This is a genomic window from Hydrogenovibrio crunogenus, from assembly GCF_004786015.1.
Lineage (GTDB): Bacteria > Pseudomonadota > Gammaproteobacteria > Thiomicrospirales > Thiomicrospiraceae > Hydrogenovibrio > Hydrogenovibrio crunogenus.
This window is the reverse complement of sequence record NZ_CP032096.1, coordinates 1-18402: the sequence shown is the minus strand read 5'-3', so window position 1 is coordinate 18402 and position 18402 is coordinate 1. Positions and strand designations below refer to the sequence as shown.

Sequence of the window (18402 nt, the reverse complement as noted above, 5' to 3'; positions counted from 1 at the left end):
TTTTATAACGGGCTGTTAAACATTAGCCGTTTAACTTAGCCATCGCATCACGCTTTTTAGCAATAAGGTTTTGAATGATAGGTGTCATCATTAAGTCCATTGCTTCAACCATGTGCTCACCACCACACACTAGAGTTTCTTCGTTTTGAAGGAAAGCTCCAGGGATTTTGGCTTTAACCGCTTCCAAGTCAATGTCTTGGTGACGGACGTGACAGATGATTAATGAATCTTCTGGAGCAGGTCCCATCGGCGCGTCTGGAGACATTGTTGAGAATGGGTCAGACGTATCAATCAACGGCACACGGTGGAAATTGATATGAGTACGGTGGAACTGAGGTACGATGGTTTCAATATAGTCAGGCATTCGCTCAAGGATGACATCACGAACTTGTTCAACTGAATAAGGACGTTCAGATGTATCACGATAGATTTTCTGCATCCACTCGATATTGATTGATGGTGCAACCCCAATCCCTAGGTCAACGTATTGAGCAACATTATGCATCCCTTCCTTAGGTCCGTGATCCATACGTTTTACCATACCGTGAAGACCTTCATAGAACAGTACATCTGTCCCTTCTGGAATGGGTTCCCAAGGCGTGAATTCACCTGAAGAGAAGTTCGTGCCTAGACGAGCGTTATGTTCATCGGCTTCTTCATCACTATGGATGTAGTAACGTTGCTTACCCGTTCCGTTTTCTTTATATTCTTTAAAAAGTGCTTCCAGTTCGGCAAATTCATTTGCATGCTCAGAAAAGTGCGTTAATACTGGTCCGCCGCTTTCTTTGGATGCAGCAACTTTTTCTTTCATTTCTGCACGGTTGTATTTGTGGTAACTATCCCCTTCAACAATCGCAACGTTTAAGTTTTCGCGATCGAAAATTTTTTCTACCGCACGCTTAACAAATGATGTTCCAGCTCCTGAAGAGCCTGTTACTGTGACAATTGGATGTTCTACTGACATATCCGTCTCCTATTGTTTTATAGCCTTCCCAACAGGTTCAGCTATAAACTTAGCCTCATTAAAGAGTGCTAAGTTTTAAAGTTTAAAAATAAATTTGGGGTATTAGAATCGATTTAACTTATTTCTTAAAGTAAATTTTTCGATTATTTTTATTAAATTTTAGCTAGTGATGTGGATTACACATCAATGTTTTCAGCCTTTAACGCATTGGATTCAATGAAGTTTCGTCTTGGTTCAACTTCATCGCCCATTAGCGTTGTAAACACTTGGTCCGCTGCAATGGCATCCGAAATGGTGACTTGTAATAAACGTCTGGCTTCGGCATTCATGGTTGTTTCCCACAACTGTTCAGGGTTCATTTCCCCCAAACCTTTATAGCGCTGGATGCTTTGACCTCGTTTCGCTTCACTGAGCAACCAATCCATTGCTTCCTTAAAGCTTGAAACGTTTTCTTGTTTTTCACCACGTTGGATATAAGCGGTTTCAGACAGCAGCCCTTTCAATTGTTTGGCAACCTTGGCAATGTGGTCATACTCCGCTGCGGCGAAGAAATCTTCATCATAAATCTGAGAAGTTAGGGTGCCATGCTCACGTTGTTGTAAACGAATTTGGAATTGCGTTTCCCCTTGCAAAGCCGGTTCGACTTGAAGCTGATACTCAACTTTTTGAATTTCACCAATCGCTTTTAAACGCGGTAACCCATCGGTAATCCATTTTTCACAGGCATCATAATCGTTCAAGGTTTCAACGTGGATCGGGCTTAAATCCAACATTAATTCCAAGAAAGTCTTGCTGAAACGGCGTGCAAGACGGTCAATGATACGGTTGGTTTGTAAGAAACTTTTCGCTAACGTTTCCAATGCCACCCCTTGAATGGCAGGGGTGTCTTTCGACGTCCATAAAGCGGCTTGGTCTAAAGCGGATTGCAGTAAATAGTTTTCCAACTCTGCATCATCTTTTAAATACGCTTCTTGCTTCCCTTTCTTCACTTTATAAAGAGGCGGTTGAGCGATATAGATGTAACCGCGTTCAATCAGCTCCGGCATTTGACGGTAGAAGAACGTTAATAAAAGCGTTCGAATGTGAGATCCATCTACATCGGCATCCGTCATAATAATAATACGGTGATAACGGAGCTTGTCTGGATTGTATTCTTCATGCCCAATCCCGCATCCTAATGCTGTGATCAAGGTGCCGACTTCAGCCGACGCCAGCATTTTATCAAAGCGGGCTTTTTCAACGTTTAGGATTTTCCCTTTTAACGGCAGAATGGCTTGAGTTCGACGGTCACGCCCTTGTTTTGCAGACCCTCCTGCCGAGTCACCCTCCACTAAGTACAGCTCCGACAATGCAGGGTCTTTTTCTTGGCAGTCGGCTAGTTTTCCAGGCAACCCTGCAATATCTAGCGCGCCTTTGCGGCGTGTCATTTCACGGGCTTTACGAGCCGCTTCACGAGCACGAGCCGCATCAACGATTTTCGCAAAGACAGATTGAGCGTCTTTTGGATTTTCCAGCAAGTATTCGGCAAGCTTTTCATTCATAGCCGTTTCCACGGCCGATTTTACTTCAGACGACACCAGCTTATCTTTGGTCTGTGATGAGAATTTAGGATCCGGCACTTTAACTGAAATCACTGCCGCCAGCCCTTCACGCGCATCGTCGCCCGAGACACTCATTTTATACTTTTTCGTTAGGCCTTCTTTTTCAGCATATTGGTTTAGGGTTCGCGTCAGTGCAGCACGGAAGCCAGATAAATGCGTTCCCCCATCTCTTTGAGGAATGTTGTTGGTGAAGCAAAAAATTGATTCTTGATAGGCTTCAGACCATTGCATGGCGACTTCAACCGTAATGTCGTCCTTCACCGTTGAAAAATAAAAAGCTTCTTGATTGATTGGAGTTTTATTGACGTTAATATAATCAACAAAGGCACGAATGCCGCCTTCAAACTCAAAGACTTCGTGGCGGTCATCGCGTTTATCCAGCAGCTCAATGTGGACACCGGAGTTCAGGAAAGAGAGCTCTCTTAAGCGCTTCAATAAATAATCAAAGCTGAATTCTGTTTGTGTAAACGTTTCTTTACTGGGCAGGAAGCGAATCTCCGTCCCTGTCTCATCGGTGTCAGCAACCGCTTTAAGTGGTTCATCCGGAACACCATGACGATAAGTTTGTTTCCAAATCTGGCCTTCACGTTTAATGGTCAGGTGAAGCTCTTCTGATAAAGCATTAACCACTGAGACCCCAACCCCGTGCAACCCACCGGACACTTTATAGGAGTTGTCATCGAATTTCCCACCGGCATGAAGGACGGTCATAATAACTTCTGCAGCTGAAACCCCTTCTTCTTCATGCAGTCCAACCGGGATACCTCGACCGTTATCCGAGACAGAAACCGAGCCATCAGTATGAATGGTGACGATGACCTTATCACAATGCCCAGCTAGGGCTTCATCTATCCCGTTATCGACTACCTCGAAAACCATGTGATGCAGACCGGTACCGTCATCGGTGTCGCCAATATACATCCCAGGGCGTTTACGAACGGCATCAAGTCCTTTAAGAACCTTAATCGAGGAAGAATCGTATTCTGGTTGGATCGGATTTTCAGCTTCTTGAGTCATAAATGAGTATCTTCAATGTATTATTTTTTAGGGGGTTAGCGTGCAAAATTAGCCAGACAATTTTACCATAATTTGTCTTTTTTTGTAGTAGTTAAAATATGCTGGGAGTCGAGTTTTTAAGTGGTTGAATTTTAAATGAAAATAAATGCATCTTTAATTAGAGAGAAATGTGGATGGCTGGGTCATATCGCTTTTTTAAATCCACGTATATTTGCCTAAAATTTAGCCAGGCCTGACAATGTCGAGCATGATATAAAAGGTTTCACATGAAACGTAAAAGAAAGTCTGTGAGTTAACGGCAAGGCTTTTGTGCGGCGTTTTCAAACATGGCTTTAAAAGCGTCTTGACGCTTTGAAGCCTGGACGTAATCAACCGGTTGCGGTTGAATCAGATAGAGATAATCTCCCAGTGTTAAATCTGATAATTGATAACGGGGCTTCTCTGGGTCGGTGACACGGACAGGACTGATCACAGCAATGTTAAGAGAAGGGTTGAGTCTTTTTAGGGCAGCCACCGTGCCTAAAGATTCATTGCTGTGAAAGGCACCATTCAAGTGAAGTACTTGAGCTTCAGGTGATTGTTTGAGTACTTGGTTGATGCTTTCCGCCATGGTGTTGTCGCGTAAAAGCTGTGCCATGTAACGATTGCTTGGTGGTTTGTCATGGTTATCTTTTGAGTGAGCGCTGCCCATTTGATCGGCTAAAAACTGTTGAAATTTTTCGTTATAAGCGGGTGTGGAGTGAAAAGGGTCTTGAGCGATTAAGCTTCTTTCTGTATGAGATAATTTTTGCAGATAGTCGGTGCCTTGGCGGCCCACACAGCGAACCGTTTGTGCCGGTGCATTTGCGGCGACCACCGGTAAAAATTGCTGTTTAGCGAATTCAATCGTCGGCCGATAACTACCAGCATAGTTCGGCCAGGTTGGCGCTTCTTTAATCAGCGTTTTTTCTCCAATGGTTCCTTCCAGATAATGGTTTAAAATCGGTTGTTGGTCCCGATTAAACTGTTCCAGTGAGAGAATTTGGTTTGGGTGCTGTTGATAAAGTGCGGCCTGTAATTGCGCCTCAAGAAGATGAGAGGCTTGATTACCATGGAACTCACCAATAAAGATGACATCTTTATCTTTGAGTTGCTGCACCAGTTGATTTAAATGGATGGGTGTATTGGAGTGAGTATCAATTAAGCGATAGTCATACAAAGTTTCCAGCGTTGATAAAGGAGGCTCGGCCTGTTCATGATTAGCATGACTGCCCTGCATGGGAGAATGAGCACAGCCTATCAGTAACAGAGCGGTGCTCAAGACGGTTAGAACCCCCCGTACATACACGGAATGCCTCTTATTTAGGGGTGAAACTAAACTTTTGGCCGGCAATGGCAGCTTCATACATTAATCCACCTTTCGCAATGACAAAGGTCGCCATACCTCGGTAGTAATTCGCAGAGGTAGTCGCGTTATTTTGCCCTCCACTGGCAGACGTTCCCGTGCCTTTTGTACCCGCTTCAGCAGAGGCGCCAGCCGTAATGGCGATTGCACTTGCCTGTGCACTGAATTCAAAGTTACCGCTGGTAAATTCATTATAAGCACGTGCATCTTCAAAGAAGATAATTTGGCTGTAGGCTTGACCCCCCAGTTGGAAACCAACCGATGCTTGAGTCATGGTTGTTGTCCCAGTAAATTTATTATGTTGATACACTCGGCCTTCCCCATAAGCGCCCCCTATGAAAAACCCGGCTTTTCCAATGGTTGGAAACACCGCATAGCCATAAGCGGACTTAAAAAAGGCGTTAGGCGCGTCAGCATCTTGAAACATTTTAACCGTGTCACGGTATTCATCCGCCAAAGTGCTGGAGGAGAAAAATGAAAGCACTAACAATAGTGGCAATAATAAACGAGGCATGTAAGCTCCAATGAAAAATGGGTAAATAAAAAATCATTATAAGCCCTTTTAAGTTGTATGTTAACCGTATAGAGCCAGCCTCGGATTTTTTAGTGGGTTTATAAATCCAAAGATTTATTGATGGTACTTTTTTGAAAAAAAGGAAACCGAAGCAGCTCATTGGTCAGGGCAACCGCCAGCAAGATCAACCCGCCACCGATCAAAAGGTTCCAACCAATTTTTTCATCCATGAACCCGTAGCCCCACAGCACGCCGAAAACCGGAATAATGAAAGTGACCGACAAGGCTTTAATCGGTCCTTCTTCTTCGATGATTTTAAAGTAAATCATAAATGCCACACCGGTGGATAATATTCCAAGCGCCAGAGCCCAGACCCAATCCATTGCGATGGGAGGCTGTTGTATTGGAATCAGCAACGCAGCTGGTAGCACTAATAAACTCGCCGCCCAAAGCGTTCCTCGTGCATTATCAAAAGGGGAAATGGCTTGACTGGTTTTCTTTGCGTAAACACTGGCAACGGCATAGCAAGCTGCTCCCCCAAGGCTCGCTAGTAACGGTATCCAATCAATTTTGTCTTGAATTATCAAACCTTCCCAAGACAGCACCACGACGCCAGTAACCCCTAATAAGAGCCCCAGGAAAATACCCGGTGTGAGTTTGGTTTTCAGCCAAAGTATACTGAATAAGGCACCAAAGATCGGTGCAGAGGAATTCAGTACCGCCATTAAAGAGACATCTAGAAATTGTGCTGCATAAGCAAAGAGCGTAAACGGCAAGGCTAAATTAAAAAAACCAATAATGAGATAGTGGGTTTTATGTTCGGATAAGCTTAATCGGCGCTTCATCCACCACGCGATTAGCGTCAAGAGTATTGCAGCAGAGAACACTCGGATTTCAATTAAAATGCCTGCGCCAAAGACCGATGCGCCGAGTTTTAAAAACAAGAAGGAAACGCTCCAAAGCACAGAGAGCAGGATGAGTCGAAATAGATTAATGAAGGACATGGTCTTTTCACGGAACCCAAGGTCTGATTGAAAAAGACGTATTCTGCCTTAAAAATAGCCAGGCCTGGCTATTTTTTGAAACAGAACATTAATAAATGCCCTGTGCGAGGCATGGAAACACTTGGTAGTACAGCCGGGTATGCGGCACGGCCTTTTTGAGGTGAGCCAATATTTCCGGGTAAAAGGTTTCTGTCGTTTGGATATTCAGAATGATCTTTGGCTGGTAACCAGAGACCTTTTCTGAAGTGGTTTCCAAAGACTGTTGCTGATGATAAGACTTGACCTCATGCAGCTGAAAGGACACCGCTGGATTTAGCACCAGCAGTTGATCCGTGAGGTCATGCTGTAGCTTGCAATCAACTAATAGCTGTAAGGTGACGGCAGCCGAAGATTCAGAAGTAGCACTCATGTTTTTGACTCCTGTGATTCAGAAGGAAGGCCTAAGGATTTCAACCCAAAGCGTCGATAAATGATCGGTAAAATCATCAGCGTGAGTAAGGTGGATGTAATCAGTCCACCAATGACCACAATGGCGAGTGGACGTTGGATTTCAGAACCAGCGCCTGTTGCAAACACCAAAGGAAGCAAACCGAGTGCGGCAATTGAAGCCGTCATTAACACTGGACGGAGTCGTCTTAAAGCCCCTTCCACAACCGCTTCCGCAACCGTCAACCCGTTTGCAACCAATTGGTTGAAGTAGCTGATCATCACGACACCGTTCAAGACGGCAATCCCCAATAGAGCGATAAACCCGACCGATGCGGGCACCGATAAATATTCTCCTGTAATCCAAAGCGCCATAATGCCGCCAATCAATGCAAATGGAATATTCACCAATACCATTAACGCTTGAGCGATGGACTGGAAGGTGCTAAACAAGATAATGAAAATCAAAATCAGCGCAATCGGAACCACCACGGCCAGTTTGGCCGCGGCTCTTTGTTGGTTTTCGAATTGTCCGCCCCACTCGAAATAATAGCCAGCAGGGGCATCCATCTCAGCGGCCTGCTTTTTAGCATCTTCAACAAAGCTGACCAAGTCGCGCCCGGTGACATTCGCAAGCACGGTTGAGTAGCGCTTACTTTGTTCACGGCTGACTGAAACCGGACCTGAGACTTCTTCGGCCTCAACCAACTGGCTTAATAACACACTGCGACCATTCTTCAAACTGACCGGCTGTTGCAACATTTCCAGTTTAGAGGTTTTTGTTGCTTCCGGTCCGCGGATAATCAAAGGCGTTTGGCGAATGCCTTCATAAATGGTGCCGATCGGTAAGCCGTCAATTTGTGTGCGAAGGATCTCTTCCACTTCAGAGACCGATAGGCCGAGGCGTCCTGCCATTAAACGATTCACTTTCAGTTTCAAATAACGCAATCCCTCGTTTTTCGGGGTGTAAACATCCACCGCACCGGGGAGTTTTTCCACTCGCTTGACCAGGTCATCCGCCAATGCTGTTAGCTCTTCCTGCGATTCGCCAAAAATTTTAATGGCGATGTCACCACGCGATCCGGTCAACATTTCGTCAACACGCATTTGAATCGGTTGCGTGAAGGCAAAGTTGATGCCAGGGAAAAATTGCTCCATGACACGGCGGATTTCGGCAATAAGCTCTTCTTTGGTTTCCATTCGCCATTCCGATTTCGGTTTCAGAACCATGAACGTATCAGTATCATTCAAGCTCATTGGGTCTAGTCCGAGCTCATCCGAGCCGACGCGCGCAACGATTCGAGTGATTTCTGGTACTTCTTTGAGCAAGCGTTTTTGAATACGCATGTCCATCCGTACCGTTTCTTTTAAACCGATGGATGGAATTTTTTCAACCTGCAGGATGATATTCCCCTCATCCATTTGTGGCATAAAGGTTTTCCCGACCTGAGTATAAACAAAGGCAGCAAAAGTCAGGGCGATGACGGCACCACCAATTACAATCTTGTCGTTTGCTAAACTCCAGTTTAAAGCGGGACGGTAGGCACTGGACAGCTTTCTCACCAACCAGGGTTCTTTATGTGACGGCTTGCCTAAAATAAAGGAAGACAAGGTCGGAATCACCGTTAAAGATAAAATGAGTGAGCTACCCAATGCAAAAATAATGGTCAAGGCAACAGGCACAAACAGTTTCCCTTCCAGCCCTTCCAAGGTCAGTAATGGCAGGAAGACCGTCATGATAATGAGGATGCCCGAGACTACCGGAACCGTCACTTCCTGTAAGGCACGGTAAATCAAATGCAGTTTAGGCAAGTTGGCTTTGTCACGTTCTTGAGTGGTGACGATGTTTTCCACCACCACGACCGCGGCATCGACCAGCATCCCGACGGCTATCGCCAAGCCCCCAAGTGACATCAAGTTAGCAGAAAGCCCATAGAGATTCATGATAATAAAGGTCATCAATGCGGCTAATGGCAGAATCAATGCCACCGTGACGGCCGCTCGAATGTTCCCCAAAAAGACCAGTAAGACCAAAATGACCAACACCACCGCTTCAATCAAAGCTTTGGAAACCGTATAAATGGCTTTATTGACCAGTTCGCTTCGATTGTAGAAAACGCTGAGTGAGATGCCATCAGGCAGGGCTGATTTAAGTCCATCCAGGCGTTGTTGAATGTCTTCCACCACTTTTTTCGCATTGGCGCCGCGCAGTCCGATCACCAAGCCTTGCACGGCTTCGGCTTCGCCGTTTTGAGTGACGGCACCATTACGGTATAGCGAGTCAATTTTAACGGTCGCGAGGTCTTTGACCGTTATCGGCACGTCGTTTTGATAACGGACGACAATTTGTTCAATATCCTGGATGGAAGTGAGGTTGCCTTCTGTTCGAACCAGTAAGACCTCTTCACCTTGATTAAGGCGTCCTGCACCATCATTTTGGTTGTTGTGACGAATCGCGTCCGCAAGAGTGTTGACTGAAATCTGGTAGCTTTGTAACTTGTTAAAATCTGGTTGAACGCTGAATACCTTAACCAACCCACCCATCGCATTGACGTCCGCAACCCCGGGAACCGAGCGTAATGCGGGGCGAATCACCCAATCCAACAACCCCCGTTTTTCCTGATTGTTTAGGGTGTCTCCTTCAACGGTGAACATGAAAATGTCACTTAAAGGGGTTGATAAAGGGGCGAGCCCTCCCATTACCCCAGCGGGTAAATCGACATTCGCCAATCGTTCTGAGACCTGTTGGCGAGCCCAATAGACATCTGTTCCTTCTTTAAAATCAAGCGTAACGATGGCAATGGCATATTTGCCTAATGAACGCAGGCTGACTTGATTCGGAATGCCGAGTAATTCTAACTCTAACGGGTTAATGACACGCTGTTCCACCTCACTGGGGGTCATCCCCGGAGCTTTAAAGATGACTTTGACCTGAACGGGTGAAACATCTGGAAATGCATCAATCGGCGTTTTTTGAAACGCCATCCACCCTCCGGAGACAATGCCGAAAATTACTAGCACCACTAGCATGCGTTGCGTTAAGAAAAACTGAATCATTCGACTCATACTATTCACCCCCTTCCGAGGAAACGTCTAACAGGGCTTTGACGGCAGACGTGCTGCTGACAATGACCTGTGCATTTTGTGGTAACGGTTGAGCGGTTTTGAAGAACATCTGTGTCTGGGTGAAATTCAGTACCTCGACTGGGATGACTTGAATTTGTTCCGCCTGCTGAATATAAATCACATCCTGATTGTCGTACTGACTAATCGCATTACGGTTGACCTGATAAAGATAATCGCCATCTTGCTGCTCGAAAATGAAATGTAGTTGAACCATCTGTCCAGGACGCAAGCTGTGATCCTGGTTGGCGAATTCGATATGAACGTTCACCGTTTGTGTCATCGGATCAGCGAATCCTGGAATGTATTCGATTTTACCTTTCACTTGAGGGGTGACCAATTGTGCTGTTTGCTCCATCATCAGCTGCTGCGCTGTATGTAATGGAATTTTTGCTTCAACCACAATGGGGGTGATTTGTGCCACTGAAATAATAGGCTGGTTCGTGCTTAAACGTTGCCCGCTTCGAATTTGTAAATTGTAGAGTTCACCTTCTACAGGGGAACGGATTTGAATGATGGCAGGTTGAAGACGGCTTGTTTTTTCCAACTGAGTAATTGCCGTGTCGGCCATGCCCAACAAAGCAAGATCTTGTCGTTGTTGGAATTTTATTTGTTGATATTTTTTCAAGCTGGCTTCCGCTTGTTGATATTTTTTGGTAGAAACCACGCCGGTTTGAGACAGCTTTTTGGCTCGGTTCAAATCAGCTTGCGCGGCTTTTAAATCCGATAAGGTATTCAAAAAATTCTTTTGGGCGTTGAGTAATTCCGGGCTTTGGAGTTCTGCGATGATTTCCCCTTTTTTAACCGGGCCGTGAATACGAATGACTTTAGTCACCATGCCAGATAAAGGCGAAGTCACCAGAAACGTTTGGTTCGGTGGCAGAATCGTTTCCCCTGGGTAGCTTCTTCCTGGAAAAGAAGAAAGGGCTTTTACGGGGGCGGTTTGAATGCCTAAGAAGGCCTGTTTTTCTGGCGCCAAGGTCAAGGAGTCGGCAGCATGCAGTTGCCAAGGCATCATCAAGCTGGTCACCCACAATAAAGTGTGCAGAAAAGTGGTTGAGGACAGATTTAAAAACTTCATTTTAGGCTCACTCCTAAGGCTTGATTCAGGTTAGAAATCGCCTCTAAGCGATTCAATTTGGCTAATTTAAAATTCAACTTATCTTCAAAATATTGCTGTTTCATCAACAGCAGGTTTTGAATAGAAGTCTCTCCTTTCTGATAGGCCATTTTGGCTAACTTCATGGCTTCCACCGATAAGGTGTTTTGTTGTTTTGATAAACGTTCTGATTTTTGGGCAGCAATCCAAGCTTCTTTCGCTTGAATTAGATTCAGTTGCAATTGTTGTTTTGCTCGGTTTTGGGCAATTTGACGTTGAGACACCGCTTGGCGTTGCTCTGCAATACGTGAAGGTGCTGTTGGGTCGACGCCAATAGGAAAGCTGACTTCTGCAATTAAAATGCTGTTGTCCGCAGTTTGTTTATCCCGTTCATTTTTCGCCCCCACATACACACTGGGGTTGCCACGTTGACTGGCTTTGGCCAATTCAAGCTTAGCTTGCTCGGCTTGAACTTGTGCTTGTAGCACTTTGTAATCCGGGTGTTGTTCCAGCGTGATGGTTTGCGACTCTAACGTTTCAGCCAAAGGAGAGGGTAGCTCGGTCTGTTGCGTCCATTGAGCATAGTGTTGCAAGGCGACTTGATAAGCGGCTTCTTTTTGAGCCACATTTTTTTGCGATTTAAATAACGCTTTTTGCGCCAGAAGCAAATCAAATTTTGGGCTTTCTCCGGCATCGACTTTTTGCGTGACTAATGCCACCAGTGCTTGACTTTGTTTTAAATCTTTATGAGCAAACTTAAGACGAATTTCGGCTTTTTTCGTTTGCCAGACCAATTGACGAAGTTGTTTGGAAGCCATGAGTTGGATTTGTTGTCGACCGACTTGGTTTAAGGATTGATAAGCCTCTCCGATGTGTTGACGGCTTCCTGATTGGCCGGGTAACCAAATTGGAAAGCGAGCGCCTCCTTCCCAGGATTCAAATCCTTGATTACCCGTTATGGAATCATTTTCATGCTTTAAATTCAGTGCAACGTCACCGGCAATCCAACTGTCGGCCGCGGATTGGTTAGCGCTAGACAATGCTTGGAAATCCACCAATTCCTGTTTTTGTGGCAATTGGTTGATGACCTTGGGCAGCAAGTCACTGTAAGTCACCGCCCAAACATTTGCACTTAAGGTGCATGCGCTTAAAAAGACCAGAGTAGCTTTCATTTAAAAGACCCTATGATTGATTGAATAAAGGTATCTTAAAGGATGAAACTGAATTGAAGCTGAAAAAAGTCATAAAAAAATAGCCAGGCCTGGTTATTTTTACAAAAATAACCTTTTAAAGGGTTAAGGTTACTTTTAAACCGCCTTTTTCGGAATTTCCAAATTGTAAGTCAATCGCATAGGCTTTAGCTGTTTGCTGCACAATGGAAAGCCCAATACCATGCCCGGCAATTGATTCATCTAATCTGTGTCCGCGTGTTTGAATTTCGGCAACTTTCTCGGAAGGCACCCCTGAGCCGTCATCTTCAATAATAATGACCGTTTTTGTTTTTCCGGTTGCTTCATCTAAAAGTCGTGTAAAAGTCAGGAATAGCTGGCTTTGCCCAAACTTGGCGGCATTATCCAGCAAGTTTCCTAGAAGTTCATAAGCATCTTCTTTTTCAATTGGCAAGGTATCGGGCGTATCGGGCGATTTTTGTAGATGAAGCTTTTTATCGGGGTACAACTGTTGAATTGACTGTGTCAGGTCTGGCAAGTCATCTAGCATTGAGAAAGGTTTTACCGAGGGGTTGCTGGCTGCTAGCCGTGCTTTCTTGAGTTCACTTTCAATACGGTTATGAATTTTTTGGGCTTGTTGTTTTAATGTCTTTTGTAGCTCTGGATGGTCTTTCATAGCCACATCATCCAGCAACTGGTAAATCATATTCAGTGGAGTTTTCAGACTGTGTGCTAAATTCGCATTCGACTGGCGTGATTGCTGCAATTGGTGACTGGCGCTGAGCATCGCTTGATTCAGATTTTCAATCAATTCGCTGACTTCGGTGGGATAGTCTTCCACCTTCAACTGAGAAGCATCCCCTTTGTGTAAGTTTTTCAGTGCTTGATGAATGGGGTCCAGTTGTTTAAAGCCTTTTCTCAATAAAGTCTTTTGTCCCCAGTAAAGCAGTAACAGTGTCATGAGAGCAAAAATTCCAATCAATATATCGAATATTTGAAGCGTTCGTTGGATCGGACTATGGTCTTCTGCCACATATAATGTTATGGGCTGTTGCTGATAAGTAGTCTGAAAACGTCGAACAAGGATTGTTCCTTCAACCGGCCCTTTGGTCTCATAATGACTGATTGTCTCAGTGCTGTTTTTAAGGAATAAAGGGTAATCTTGTAACGAATGTGATTTTAAAGTGTGATGGCCTAACTGAATGACGAAATAATGCCCGGAAAGGGGTTGAGCGTATATCGGATTGATGGCGTCATAATCAATGTCTGGCAAATCTTGTCCCGTTGACGCACGGTTGAGGTGTTTTTCAATCGACACCGTATCATGTTGCAGGCGAGTTAAAATATAGTCTTCCGTGAGGTGATGAATGGTAAAGACCGAGATCCACCAAAACACAAAAAACACCAGCAAAATACTGATGGAAAGTGACCAGTTAAGTTGTTTTTCTATCGACTTCATGCAGAAGGTTCTCCAACCAAACGATAGCCTTGGCCGCGTAAGGTTTCAATGGCAGTTTTCCCCATATATTGGCGCAGTTTTCGAATATAGACTTCAATTAAGTTGCTGTCTCTTTCGTGGTGCTGATCACCTAAGCGCTGCATTAAGATTTCTTTAGAGAAGACTCGGTTAGGGTTTGATAAGAACAGCTTGGCCAGCGTAAACTCAGTTTTAGTTAAAGAAAAATGCTGTTCTTTTACTTTGAGCTCTCGGGAGTCCAGATCCAGTTCATACTCTTGAAATCGTAAGCACTGGGGTTGAGATTGGGCAGGTCGTTTTAACAGTACTTCAATGCGGGCAATCAACTCTTCAAAGTGAAAGGGTTTCCCTAAATAGTCATCAGCGCCTTTTTTTAAGCCTTCTACACGCTCTTGCCAAGTGTTTCGGGCTGTTAAAATCAGAACCGGAGTTGTGTTCTGGTCAGCTCGAATTTCTTCCAAGACCTGAAGCCCAGATTTTTTGGGAAGCCCTAAATCTAGAATAATCAGGTCGTATTCATATTCATTGGTTAGATAAAGTGCTTCTTCGCCATCCATCGCAGTGTCTAAGATGTAATCTTGTTGGTTTAAATTTTTTTTGAGATTTTCGACCAGTAAGGCTTCATCTTCAACGAGTAATATCTTAGTCATAACCGTTTTGGGTGGCAAATAGAAAGGTTAAGCGTATTTTAAATCAGTCATGACGTCAATCTTTCTTAAGAAACAGCGTTCAAAAATTGCCAGGCCTGGCTCAGTGTTGTTCAGTGAGCTTGCCTTTTTGAATGTGCCAGATTTTGGCATTTTCTGGGTTTAGAACCGGAATTAAATCTTGTGCGGTACTGGTCAAGATATGTTGAATGTCCAGTAAGTTAAGTAGCTTCAATAAAGTCTCACGATGCTTTGCATCCAACTCCGCAGGTAAATCATCAATGAGCATAATTACGGGTTGTTGACTGTGTTGTTGGAACAAGGTGGCTTGCGCTAATAACAAGGCACAGACAAACAATTTTTGCTGCCCTCGTGATAAAGTCATTAACGCTTCTTGGCCGTTGAAGCGGAACTTGATATCAGCTCTATGACTGCCATATTGGGTATGGCCCTGTAAAGTGTCTTTGGCAAAATTGTCTGCCAGAAGTTGACGATAGCTTTCTGCTGTCTTTGGCCAACCGGGTCGATAATGGCATTCCGGGCTCACGGTGATTTCGGGCATTAATGCTTGGCAAAACTCGACAAGATAAGGTGTGAGTCGAGTGATATAGTCGGCTCGAATAACATCAATTTTTTCGGCGGCTTCAACCAGTTGAGCATCCCATAGTTGAATTTGCGGTGCAGGCAGTCTTTTTTTCAGCGCGTGATTTCGTTGTTTAAGGGCTCTTTGATAGTGGCGCCATACATGAATGAAATCGGCATGATGATGGAAACAGCCCCAGTCCATGAACTGGCGCCTTGCTTTTGGTCCTTCTTCCAGTAAACGATGGCTTTCGGGGGTGAGTAACTGAACCGGTAGTTTTGCTGACATATCTGCTTGTGTTTTCGCCGGTTCACCATCAATTTTCATGGTCACTTTGTCGGTAGCTCTTGCCAACCCAATTTTGTGAGTTCGACCCGCTTCAGTCAGCGTACAGAATACGACCATTTCGGTTTGGCCTTGTTGAATGAGCTGTTGCGGTTTTGCGGTTCGGAAAGAGCGACCGGAAGCCAGTGTCCAGATTGCTTCAATCAGTGCCGTTTTTCCAGCCGCATTGTCACCGACAATCAAATTTAAGCCGTCGCTGAAAGTTAAGGAAGCCTGTTCAATGTTACGAAAGTGTTGTAGCTGGAACTGAAGGATTTTAGACAAATCGGGTGCTCGAAGTGCGAACTAAATTAAAAAAGACAGCGAAACTGAAGACACACCCTTTTCACCTTTATATGTGTGATAAAGGGTGTGGAATGGATTTCTACAGACGCATTGGCATGATGACATGCTGGCAATGACAGGTTTCATTTTGGGTATCGACCATGCAACTGCTGTTGGCATCTTTCATATAAAGTGTCACCGCTTCTTCATGCATCGAGTTCAATACATCCAGCAGGTAGTTGACGTTAAAACCGATTTCCATTTCCGTGCCGTTATAATCAATCGCCATGTCTTCATGAGATTCATCCTGATCGGAGTTTTGAGCGTGCACCGCCAATAGGTTTTGGCTCAAGGCCAAACGGATTCCTTTAAATTTATCATTCGATAAAATCGCCGCACGCTGCAAGAGACTACGAAGTAATTCTCTATCTGTTTGGACCAGTTGGTCATTATGTTGTGGCAAGACGCGGTTGAAATCGGGAAAACGTCCATCCACTAGCTTACAGGTGAATACGGTTTCTTCAAATTGTACGGTCAGATAATTCTTAGCGAGCGAGAAAGCAATCAAATTGTCATCATCGCCAATCAACTTTTGAAGCTCTAAGACCCCTTTTCGAGGCAAAATAGCCTGAGTGGATGTCAGCCCTTCGGTTTCAAGCAATGTCGAACAGGTTGAAAGGCGGTGTCCATCTGTTGCGACCACTCGCAATGTTTGGTTGCTGATGTCAAACAACATACCGTTCAGATAAAAACGTACATCTTGGCTGGCCATCGCAAAAGCAGTATTGTGAATGATTTGTTTTAGCTGATTTTGTGCCATTGAAAATGACAGTTCGGTTTGTGTCAAATCAATGGTTGGGAAGTCATCTGCTGGCAGGGTTGAGAGTTTAAAGCGAGAGCGCCCGGCAGATAACTGGCAGCGCATTTCATCAAATTCCAGCAAAATGGTCAGGCCATCCGGTAACGAACGAACAATACTGATCAATTTCACCGCCGGTAAGGTGACGCTGAAATCTCCATCGCTGCTTTCCAACTCAGTCGATGCTCGTGTTTCAATTTCCAAATCCGAAGCAGTGACCGTTAAAGTGTTTTGGTTCACTTGGAACAGTATATTGGCCAAAATCGGCATGGTTTGACGTTTCTCGACTACCCCTCCGACTGTTTGTAACACTTTTAACAGATTCTCACGAGAAAGACTGATTTTCATCTCAATACCTTTAAATATTCTTTTTTGCTATGAAATTTTATGTTGGCTTTAATTATGCCAACATTTCCGACAATTATGTATAGAAACCTTTGAAAAATTTAAAATAAATTCGGTTCATCAACATGACGTTTGCATAAAACTTTTGTTTCGAGAGTTTCATGACTCGTAATCAAATTAATTCGTAATAATTCTAATCAAACTATTAAAGTCTTCTTCAATACGATGGTCGGTTTCTTTGAGTTCGTTTATTTTGCGCACGGCATGCAACACTGTGGTGTGATCACGACCGCCAAAAGCATCGCCGATTTCAGGTAAGCTATGACTGGTCAACTCTTTAGAAATGGCCATCGACATCTGTCTTGGACGAGCAATATTACGAGTTCTTCTCTTAGAAAGCAGGTCAGCCACTCGGATTTTGTAATAATCGGCGACGGTTTTTTGGATATTTTCCAAGGTGACCATTTTTTGTTGCAGTGCCAGTAAGTCTTTTAAAGCATCTTTCGCCAAATCAACCGTGACCAATTGTTGGGTAAACTGCGCAAATGCGCCCACACGTTTTAAGGCACCTTCCAGATCACGAACATTACCGCGTAGTCGTTTGGCGATGAAAAACGCGACTTCATCCGGCAGTAAGAAACCGAACTCAGCCGCTTTTTTCATTAAGATAGCCACACGCATTTCAAATTCAGGCGGTTCAACGGCAATGGTTAATCCCCAACCGAAACGCGACTTCAACCGATCTTCCAGACCATCCACTTCCTTTGGAAACCGATCACTGGTTAAGATAACTTGTTTGTTGCCTTCCAATAAGGTGTTGAAAGTGTGGAAGAACTCTTCCTGCGATTGTTCTTTTTTGGCAAAGAACTGAATGTCATCGATTAATAGCGCATCTAAAGAGCGGTAGAAGCGTTTGAATTCATCAATTTTATTATGACGGAGCGCATTGACCATATCAGCGACGAAGCGCTCTGAGTGAAGGTACACCACGCGAGCATTTGGATCACGACGCATCAATTCGTTCCCGATGGCATGCATTAAATGCGTTTTACCTAGCCCGACGCCGCCATAAATAAAGAATGGGTTATAACTGCCACCTGGGTTATCTGCTACTTGTCGTGCCGCCGCTGCTGCAAGCTGGTTGGCCTTCCCTTCGACAAAGGTATCAAAAGTGAAATTGGTGTTTAGATTGTGTTTAATGGTTTTTTTAGACGGGCTGTCCGATTTTTTCTTCGTCGCGCTTGAAGCGGCTTTTTCTGCGGCTTCTCTCTCAGCTTTGGTTTCTCTTAACGGCTGAGGTACCGACGTGTTTTCAGGTTCATTGAAGCTTTCGATGGCGTATTCACCCACTTCTAGCGTCACTTCTGGCGTGTTTACGGGTGCGACGAGGTAAACCGCCTGCTTGATTTGCGAAAGCAGTTTTTTGTTTACCCAGTCTAAGATAAACCCAGACGGTGCGATAAGACGTAAAGTGTTATTTTCTTCTACAGCTTCTAACGGACGAATCCAGGTAGAAAATTGCTGATCGTTCAAAACAGCTTCTAGTTGTTTAAGGACTTGTGGCCAAAGCGTTGTTGTCAA

At 44.5% G+C, this 18402-nt stretch carries 14 protein-coding genes; all 14 read right to left on the bottom strand.

Annotated elements, in window-relative coordinates:
- Positions 1-22: 22 nt before the first annotated feature.
- The 14 genes from GHNINEIG_RS00070 to dnaA all read right to left on the bottom strand — a co-directional run bounded on the left by GHNINEIG_RS00070 (position 23) and on the right by dnaA (position 18402).
- Positions 23-964, bottom strand: coding sequence for a phosphoribulokinase (locus GHNINEIG_RS00070; protein WP_135794754.1), 942 nt, complete (start codon positions 962-964; stop codon positions 23-25).
- 176 nt (positions 965-1140) lie between these two features.
- The gene (gene gyrB, locus GHNINEIG_RS00065; RefSeq protein WP_135794753.1) at positions 1141-3582 is read right to left on the bottom strand and encodes a DNA topoisomerase (ATP-hydrolyzing) subunit B; all 2442 of its coding nucleotides are present in this window, start codon (positions 3580-3582) and stop codon (positions 1141-1143) included.
- 292 nt (positions 3583-3874) lie between these two features.
- Positions 3875-4882 carry a ChaN family lipoprotein gene (locus GHNINEIG_RS00060; RefSeq protein ID WP_223260899.1) on the bottom strand — a complete coding sequence of 336 codons (1008 nt, stop codon included), beginning with the start codon at positions 4880-4882 and terminating at the stop codon, positions 3875-3877.
- A gap of 37 nt (positions 4883-4919) precedes the next feature.
- Complete coding sequence (locus GHNINEIG_RS00055) at positions 4920-5480, bottom strand: lipid-binding SYLF domain-containing protein (protein WP_135794751.1); 561 nt, start codon at positions 5478-5480, stop codon at positions 4920-4922.
- 98 nt (positions 5481-5578) lie between these two features.
- Positions 5579-6424 (bottom strand): DMT family transporter, encoded by an 846-nt coding sequence (locus tag GHNINEIG_RS00050; protein WP_189636892.1) that lies wholly within the window; start codon positions 6422-6424, stop codon positions 5579-5581.
- A 148-nt stretch (positions 6425-6572) separates the two neighbouring features.
- Positions 6573-6893 (bottom strand): DUF3240 family protein, encoded by a 321-nt coding sequence (locus GHNINEIG_RS00045; protein ID WP_135794749.1) that lies wholly within the window; start codon positions 6891-6893, stop codon positions 6573-6575.
- Entirely contained in the window at positions 6890-9976 is a 3087-nt protein-coding gene (locus GHNINEIG_RS00040; protein WP_135794748.1) for an efflux RND transporter permease subunit, read from the bottom strand. The genes GHNINEIG_RS00045 and GHNINEIG_RS00040 overlap by 4 nt, the downstream gene beginning before the upstream one ends.
- A 1-nt stretch (position 9977) precedes the next feature.
- The gene (locus GHNINEIG_RS00035) at positions 9978-11114 is read right to left on the bottom strand and encodes an efflux RND transporter periplasmic adaptor subunit (protein ID WP_135794747.1); all 1137 of its coding nucleotides are present in this window, start codon (positions 11112-11114) and stop codon (positions 9978-9980) included.
- Positions 11111-12304, bottom strand: a complete 1194-nt coding sequence (locus tag GHNINEIG_RS00030) for a TolC family protein (protein ID WP_135794746.1) — start codon at positions 12302-12304, stop codon at positions 11111-11113. Before GHNINEIG_RS00030 ends, GHNINEIG_RS00035 begins: the two co-directional genes overlap by 4 nt.
- A 115-nt stretch (positions 12305-12419) precedes the next feature.
- Positions 12420-13760 (bottom strand): sensor histidine kinase, encoded by a 1341-nt coding sequence (locus tag GHNINEIG_RS00025; protein ID WP_135794745.1) that lies wholly within the window; start codon positions 13758-13760, stop codon positions 12420-12422.
- A complete protein-coding gene (locus GHNINEIG_RS00020) occupies positions 13757-14428 on the bottom strand; it encodes a response regulator transcription factor (RefSeq protein WP_135794744.1) in 672 nt (223 codons plus the stop codon). Before GHNINEIG_RS00020 ends, GHNINEIG_RS00025 begins: the two co-directional genes overlap by 4 nt.
- A 100-nt stretch (positions 14429-14528) precedes the next feature.
- Complete coding sequence (gene recF / locus GHNINEIG_RS00015; protein ID WP_135794743.1) at positions 14529-15617, bottom strand: DNA replication/repair protein RecF; 1089 nt, start codon at positions 15615-15617, stop codon at positions 14529-14531.
- Positions 15618-15717: 100 nt separating this feature from the next.
- Positions 15718-16824 carry a DNA polymerase III subunit beta gene (dnaN, locus tag GHNINEIG_RS00010; RefSeq protein WP_135794742.1) on the bottom strand — a complete coding sequence of 369 codons (1107 nt, stop codon included), beginning with the start codon at positions 16822-16824 and terminating at the stop codon, positions 15718-15720.
- A gap of 174 nt (positions 16825-16998) precedes the next feature.
- Positions 16999-18402 (bottom strand): chromosomal replication initiator protein DnaA, encoded by a 1404-nt coding sequence (dnaA, locus tag GHNINEIG_RS00005; protein ID WP_135794741.1) that lies wholly within the window; start codon positions 18400-18402, stop codon positions 16999-17001.

Bases quoted from the DNA above. Each gene is read 5' to 3' on its own strand.
- GHNINEIG_RS00030 (WP_135794746.1), bottom strand. From the start codon at position 12,304: ATGAAAGCTACTCTGGTCTTTTTAAGCGCATGCACCTTAAGTGCAAAT.
- GHNINEIG_RS00040 (WP_135794748.1), bottom strand. From the start codon at position 9,976: ATGAGTCGAATGATTCAGTTTTTCTTAACGCAACGCATGCTAGTGGTG.
- GHNINEIG_RS00035 (WP_135794747.1), bottom strand. From the start codon at position 11,114: ATGAAGTTTTTAAATCTGTCCTCAACCACTTTTCTGCACACTTTATTG.
- GHNINEIG_RS00025 (WP_135794745.1), bottom strand. From the start codon at position 13,760: ATGAAGTCGATAGAAAAACAACTTAACTGGTCACTTTCCATCAGTATT.
- dnaN (WP_135794742.1), bottom strand. From the start codon at position 16,824: ATGAAAATCAGTCTTTCTCGTGAGAATCTGTTAAAAGTGTTACAAACA.
- GHNINEIG_RS00070 (WP_135794754.1), bottom strand. From the start codon at position 964: ATGTCAGTAGAACATCCAATTGTCACAGTAACAGGCTCTTCAGGAGCT.
- GHNINEIG_RS00045 (WP_135794749.1), bottom strand. From the start codon at position 6,893: ATGAGTGCTACTTCTGAATCTTCGGCTGCCGTCACCTTACAGCTATTA.
- gyrB (WP_135794753.1), bottom strand. From the start codon at position 3,582: ATGACTCAAGAAGCTGAAAATCCGATCCAACCAGAATACGATTCTTCC.
- GHNINEIG_RS00055 (WP_135794751.1), bottom strand. From the start codon at position 5,480: ATGCCTCGTTTATTATTGCCACTATTGTTAGTGCTTTCATTTTTCTCC.
- GHNINEIG_RS00020 (WP_135794744.1), bottom strand. From the start codon at position 14,428: ATGACTAAGATATTACTCGTTGAAGATGAAGCCTTACTGGTCGAAAAT.